Annotated in this window: 5 protein-coding genes; 2 read left to right on the top strand and 3 right to left on the bottom strand. The window is 75.1% G+C overall.

What is annotated here, in order from left to right; translation table 11 throughout:
* Positions 1-559: 559 nt before the first annotated feature.
* Entirely contained in the window at positions 560-1798 is a 1239-nt protein-coding gene (locus tag O4J56_RS31690; RefSeq protein WP_270690905.1) for a DUF6986 family protein, read from the bottom strand.
* A gap of 350 nt (positions 1799-2148) precedes the next feature.
* On the opposite strand from O4J56_RS31690, the gene O4J56_RS31685 reads away from it, so the two are divergent.
* Both O4J56_RS31685 and O4J56_RS31680 read left to right on the top strand, forming a co-directional pair.
* Entirely contained in the window at positions 2149-2883 is a 735-nt protein-coding gene (locus O4J56_RS31685; protein WP_333563837.1) for an IclR family transcriptional regulator, read from the top strand.
* Positions 2884-2948: 65 nt separating this feature from the next.
* Entirely contained in the window at positions 2949-3470 is a 522-nt protein-coding gene (locus O4J56_RS31680) for a hypothetical protein (protein WP_270690903.1), read from the top strand.
* Here the strand turns inward: O4J56_RS31680 and O4J56_RS31675 are convergent.
* A complete protein-coding gene (locus tag O4J56_RS31675) occupies positions 3434-4687 on the bottom strand; it encodes an MFS transporter (RefSeq protein ID WP_270690902.1) in 1254 nt (417 codons plus the stop codon). The two genes, O4J56_RS31680 and O4J56_RS31675, sit on opposite strands and share 37 nt — an antisense overlap.
* A gap of 135 nt (positions 4688-4822) precedes the next feature.
* Positions 4823-5662 (bottom strand): class I SAM-dependent methyltransferase, encoded by an 840-nt coding sequence (locus O4J56_RS31670; RefSeq protein WP_270690901.1) that lies wholly within the window; start codon positions 5660-5662, stop codon positions 4823-4825.
* Between the last annotated feature and the right edge of the window lie 644 nt (positions 5663-6306).

Below are 6306 nucleotides of genomic sequence, written 5' to 3'. Positions count from 1 at the left end.
GGGCTCAGGGATCACGGGGGCCGCCTCCGGCGGACGGCCGCGGCGGGCCGGGCGCCCGCCTCACGGGTCGGCTCACCCGGAGACGGAGGGTGCCCCTCCCGCCTGCTCTCCTCGCTCCTCCTCGCGCACGGCGGCCGGCCCCGCGGCGACGCCACAGGGGCGCCGTGGCAGGACCGGGGCCGTGCGGGGCGCGGGGCCGGGCTACGGCGCTCGGGCTCCCCCTGAGGTGGCGAGTTGGAAGCGCCATGCGCACAGCCCCCAGGGCGCGCACCCTGCGAGCGTCTCGTCCAGCGTGCCGCCGCGCCCGGCGGTGCCCGTTCGGCCACGGGCGGCGGCACAGCGGGCGCGGGCGGGGAGTCGGCCGCCCCCGCTCCCGCCCGTACAGGCGCGGCCCGCCGGGCAGGGGCCGTTCCGGTGGGAGGGGCCGTGACCGCCCGGCGGCGGGGGCGCGGGCGCATGCGGGACCTCCGGTCCGGCCCCCGGCTCACCGGGGCCGCGACCGGGCCGCCCTGCGCGTCCCCCGCCCGAAGCGGCGGTGCCGGTCCCTCCCATGGCCGTCCTAGCCCACCCGGCGGTTGGCGAAGCCGCGCAGCACCTCGGCCCCGACGCCGGTGGCCTCGGCCACCTCGTCCTCGGCGAGGGCGCCGCAGTTGCAGCCGCGCACCAGCGCGGACGCGAGGGCCTGGGCGGTGGCGGGCTCGTCGGCGACGCCTCCCCCGGCGGCCGACAGGTAGGCCTTGAGGCGGGCGGCGGCCGGGCCGAAGGCCTCCCGGTAGAAGGCGAACGTCGCCAGGTAGCGGGTGGGCAGGTGGGCCGGGTGCATGTCCCAGCCCTGGTAGTAGGCGCGCTCCAGGGAGCGCCGCACGAGCCCGGCGTGCAGGCGCCAGGCGGCGTGCACCTCCTCGCGGGTGCCCACGGGCAGGACGTTGGTGGAGCCGTCGGACAGCCACACGCCGGTCCCGGCGGCGGCGAGCTGCATGACCGCCTTGGCGTGGTCGGCGGCCGGGTGGGCCATGCTCTGGAAGGCGGCGGTCACGCCCACGGCGGCGCTGTAGTCGTAGGTGCCGTAGTGCAGGGCGGTGACGCGGCCCTGGCCGGCGTGGATCATGCGGGCCACCGCGGTGGTGCCGTCCGGGGACAGGACCGACTGCGGGGTCTCGATCTGCAGCTCGAAGCCGAGGCGCCCGGCGGGCAGGCCGAACCGCTTCTCCAGGTGCTCGGCGGCCCAGACCATGGCCTCGACCTGCTCCACGGAGGTGATCTTGGGCAGGGTGAACACGAAGCCGTCGGGCAGGCGGCCGGCCGCCTCCAGCAGGCCGCCGGTGAACATGGCCAGGCTGCGCATGCCGCGGCGGCGGCCGGCGGCCTCCATGCCCTTCATCCGGACGCCGACGTAGGCGGGGGCGCGGCCGGACCCCAGGTCGGCGGCGACGGCGCGCACCGCCGCGGCGACGTCCCGGTCCTCCTGCTCGTCGCCCCGGTCGCCGTAGCCGTCCTCCAGGTCGATGCGCAGGTCCTCGACCGGCTCCTCGGCGAGCTTGGCCCGCACCGCGGGGAGTGCGCCGGCGACCGCCCCGGGGTCCATCCCGGTGGCCTCGGCCAGGGTCGCGGCGTCGGGGCCGAACTCGTCGAGGGAGGCCAGGGCCTGGGCGCCCCACTCGTCGCAGACGCCCGCCCGGACCTTGTCGGCGGGGATGTAGACGGTGTGCACCGGCTGGCGGCGCCCGGTGTCGCCGGGGTACCGGCTCAGCAGCCGGGCGTCGGCGGCCGAGAGTCGGTCGTCGAGGGCGTCGCCCATCTCCTCCAGGCCGGCCCCGGCGACCCAGCGTTCACCCTCCGTTGGCTCCAGTCCACCCACGTGGCGCTCTCCTCATCGCGTGGCTGTGTGCCCCCGGGGCGTGCCCCGGGGGCGGCGCGGGCAATCCGCCCACCCCTAGGTCTTTTATATAGCGGACACTAACTTCTACAATTCGGAACAACAAGAGGGGGGTGGGAGCGAGCGGGCGCGCGGTTGGCGTCGGCCGACTTCCGTATCGCAGAATGAGACCGCACGATCCTCGCGATGGGAGCTTGAGACCCTTGGCAACGTCACAGACCTCGATCGACGGCGCCGCCGCCGACGGCGCCACCCGGGCGCGCGCGGGCGGGGTGCAGTCCCTGGACCGCGCGTTCGCGCTGCTGGAGATCATGGCCGACGCCGGGGGCGAGATCTCCCTGAGCCAGTTGGCCGACTCCTCGGGGCTGCCGCTGCCGACGATCCACCGGATCATCCGCACCCTGGTCGACAACGGGTACGTCCGCCAGCTCCCCTCGCGGCGGTACGCGCTCGGGCCGCGGCTGATCGGGCTCGGCGAGAGCGCGTCGCGGATGCTCGGCACCTGGGCGCGCCCGCACCTGGCCCAGCTCGTGGAGGAGCTGGGCGAGACCGCGAACCTGGCCATGCTCGACGGGGACAAGGTGGTCTACGTCGCCCAGGTGCCCTCGCCGCACGCGATGCGGATGTTCACCGAGGTGGGGCGCCGGGTGCTGCCGCACTCGGCGGGGGTGGGCAAGGCGCTGCTGGCGCAGCTCCCGCAGGACGAGGCGCTGGCGACGGTGCGCCGCACCGGGATGCCCGCGGCGACCGACCGCACCATCACCACGCCCGAGGACTTCGCCGACGAGATGGGGCGCATCCGCGACCGCGGCTACGCCATCGACGACGGCGAACAGGAGATCGGCGTGCGGTGCCTGGCGGTGCCGGTGCAGGGCGGCCCGGCGATGATGGCGGTGTCCATCTCGGGGCCGGAGGCCCGGGTGAGCTGGGAGTTCGTGGACAAGGCGGCGCCGATCGTGCAGCGCACGGCGCACGCCCTGGCCGGAGACCTGAACCACCAGAGCTGAGCGGCCGACACGCGGCGAGGCGCGGCGAGGCGCGGGCGGGTAGGGAGGCGGGAGGGCAGGCGGGCGTGGGCTACGACCTCAAGGCGGTGGTGGCGGACGGCGGCCTGCTCACGGCGGCGGCCGCGGAGCCGGCCTCCGCCCGGATCGTTCCCCTCGGGCGAGGGCTGGGGCTCGTCCCGGTGACGCCCGTCCTCCTGGCCGCACTCGACGAGGGGGCCGGTCCCCCGGTCCACGGCTTCTGGACCCTCACCGCCGGACTTGAGCGGCTTCTCGCGGAGTGGTCGCGGAGCGGGGCGGTGGCCTTCCTCGAATCCGAGTACTTCGGCGGCACCGGAGAGGAGAACACGGCCGTCTGGCGCGCCGGGCGCATCGTGCTGGGGCCGTTGCACCTCAGGGAGGACGAAGCGGTACCGGACGAGGGCACCCCCGTGCGCCGGGCGCTCCGCGAGCTCGGCGTCACGGCCGACGCGGACCGCGACGAGTTCACCGTGGCCGGGCTCGATGCACACCGCAGCACCGAATGCTGGGCCGCGCGCCCCGCCGATCCGGGTCACTCACGAGGGTCGGCGGACACGGGCGCCGTCTGAGCCGCGCGGCGGAGCGGCCGACGCAGGTGCAGGAGGTGCCGCCCCCGCAGGTGCAGCAGGTGCCGCCCCAGCGCGATCGCGCACAGCAGGGCGGCCACCGCGCACACACCGGGCCAGCCGACCTGGGCGTAGGCCTGCACGCCGAGCCAGGAACCGGTGCTTCCGCCGAGGAAGGCGCAGGTCATGTAGGCGGTGTTGATCCTGCTCCGGGCATCGGGGCGCAGGGCGAAGATGCGGGACTGGTTGGCCACCATGCCGGACTGCATCGCCACGTCGAGCAGCAGGATGCCGCCGGTCAGGGCGGCGAGGCCGAACACCCCGCCCGTGCCTCCCAAGGCGAGCACCCCGGCCGAGGCCAGGGCGCCGACCATGCAGACCAGCCCGACCGCGTCGGGGCCGCGCCGGTCCACCCAGCGCCCGGCGGCCGGGGTCAGCACCATCGTGACGCCCGCGACCAGCGCCATCACGCCGACGGTCGAGGCGTTCAGCCTGTACACGGGACCGGTCACCACCAGGGCCATCCCGGTCCAGGCCGCGGAGAACGCGCCGAAGACGCAGCCCTGGTAGAGGCAGGAGCGCCGCAGGTCGGGCTCGGTGCGCAGGAGCCGCAGCGACGCGCCGACCAGCGAGGGGTAGGACCGCCGGGTGGAGGGGGCGGTGGCCGGGAGGGCGACGGCGAGGACGGCGGCGAGCAGGAGCACCGCGGCCGCCGCCACCAGATAGGGGGCGCGCCAGCCCAGGTGGTCGGCCAGCACCCCGCCGAAGCCGCGGGCGAGCAGGATGCCCCCGATGGAGCCGCTGAGCAGCGTGCCCATCACCTGGCCGCGCCGGTCCTCAGCGGCCAGACCGGCGGCCATGGGGGCGATGAGCTGGGCGGCGACGGTGGCGGTGCCGACCAGCCCGCCCGCGGCCACGAGCACCGGCAGCGCGGGCGAGAGCCCGGCGGCGAGGAGGAAGGCCCCGGTGAGGGCGAGGAGGCCGGAGATGAGCGGGCGGTTCGGCAGGCGGTCGCCGAGGGGGACCAGAAGGAGGATGCCGACCGTGTACCCGACCTGGGCGGCGGTCGCCGCCATGGCGGCGGACTCGGGGGCGGTACCCAGCCCTTCGGCGATCAGCGGGGTGACGGCCTGGGGGAAGTAGAGGTTGCCGACGGCGACTCCGCAGGCCACGGCCAAGAGGAGGACGAGGCGTCTGCTCAGTCCGGTCGAATCGCTCACCGGACGAGTGTCATGGGACCCCGCGCCGAGGGCAAGGCGTTTTCCGGGGGCTGCGCGTCACCGCTTCCGGGTCCCGCGCGTCACCGCTTCCGGGCCCGCACGTCACCGCTTCCGGGCCCGCACGTCACCCGCGCGTCACCCCAACCGGAGCAGGTTGAACCAGTAGTCCTCGACCTGGGGCAGCCGCATCTCCGTCATGGCGGCGATCATCTCCCGGTACTCCGCCGGCAGTCCGTCATACACCTCGGCCGGCAGAGTGGTGAAGGTGTGCGAGGCGAGCAGGCGGTTGCCCTGGCCCCAGTCCTCCAGCACCCCGGGGTCCGGGCAGTTCCAGCGGAGCCGCGCCTCCACCTTGCTGAGCGCGTCGTGGCCGTCCTGGGTGTCGACCATGCCGGGACCGGTGGTGTCGAACGCGAGCAGGGCACCGGGGAAGCGCTCGGCGAGCAGGTCGAAGGCGCGGCGCGCGTCCGCTTCGGACAGGTAGGGCAGCACCGCTTCGGCGGCCAGGAAGTACGGGCCGCCCGCGGCGAGCGGCGCGGCGGTCCAGTCGTCGTCCAGGACCGACGCGGCGATCATTGTCCGGCGCGGGGTGTCGGCGAAGAAGGTGCGCCGCACCTCCATGACGTCGGGCAGGTCGAGTTCGAACCAGCGGGCGCGGCCGTTGTCGGCGCGTTCGTGCCGGGTGTTGAGCCCGGTGCCGATCTCCACCACCGTCGCGTCCGGGTGCTCGGACAGGAAGCCGCGCACCCAGTGGTCGAAGAGGTGGGTGCGCAGGACCGCGCCGATGAGGCTCGTCCCTCCGTCGAACCGGGCGAAGTCGTAGTCGATCGCGTCCACCATCTCCTCCGCCGCCGGATCACGCAGGACCGCTTCGGCCTTGCGGCTCTCCAAGGCACGCCCATAGAGCGGGATCAGCAGGGTCTCCTGGACGGTTCCCAGACGCACGGAGCGCGGGGTGTTGCGCTGTTCAGCCATCGATTCCCCCTTGGAAGGAGACAGGCGGGTGAGGGGTCTCGACAGCCTAGCGCAACGATTATCGTTTTCACATCGCCGAGGAGGAGGGCGAAGAGGGCAGCGACGAGGACAGGCCAGCGGCCCACGCCGCAGCGCTGTCGGCCGCCGGGCGTGTGAGTGGTCGCCGCGATGGGCGGCGACGGAGTGAGCGGGTCGGTTCCCCGACCCTGCCTGCCGCCCGGCGGGCCGCTCGCGGTCTCTGTAGGCGGACGGCTGAGCTGGTACCCCGCTCCCGGACACCGGCCGGGCGCAAGGCCCCCGGAGCGTGGAGTGGAAGGGCAGCGACGAGGACAGGTCGGCGGCCCACACTGACGCGCTGTCGGCCGCTGGGCGTGTGAGTGGTCGCCGCGATGGGCGGCGACGGCGACAGCCGGGCGGTTCCCCGGCCCTGCCTGCCGCCCGGCGGGCCTCTCGCGGTCCGGGCGGTCCCGCGACCGGTCGGGCGGGGAGCGCCCGCCCTCAAGGCGCCCGTCGACCCGGTACGCCCCTTCGGCGATGATCTCGACGAAGGTGCTGTCAAAACCGCCGGAATGACAGCACCTTTGTCGAGATCAACGCCGAAGGGGGCGGGCGGGTGGTGCGGGGGCCTCTTGGGTGGTGAAATC

It is taken from the genome of Nocardiopsis endophytica (assembly GCF_027706725.1).
Classification (GTDB): domain Bacteria; phylum Actinomycetota; class Actinomycetes; order Streptosporangiales; family Streptosporangiaceae; genus Nocardiopsis_A; species Nocardiopsis_A endophytica.
This window is presented reverse-complemented; position numbering and strand designations above follow the sequence as displayed.

Bases quoted from the DNA above. Each gene is read 5' to 3' on its own strand.
- O4J56_RS31690 (WP_270690905.1), bottom strand. From the start codon at position 1,798: ATGGGCGACGCCCTCGACGACCGACTCTCGGCCGCCGACGCCCGGCTG.
- O4J56_RS31670 (WP_270690901.1), bottom strand. From the start codon at position 5,662: ATGGCTGAACAGCGCAACACCCCGCGCTCCGTGCGTCTGGGAACCGTC.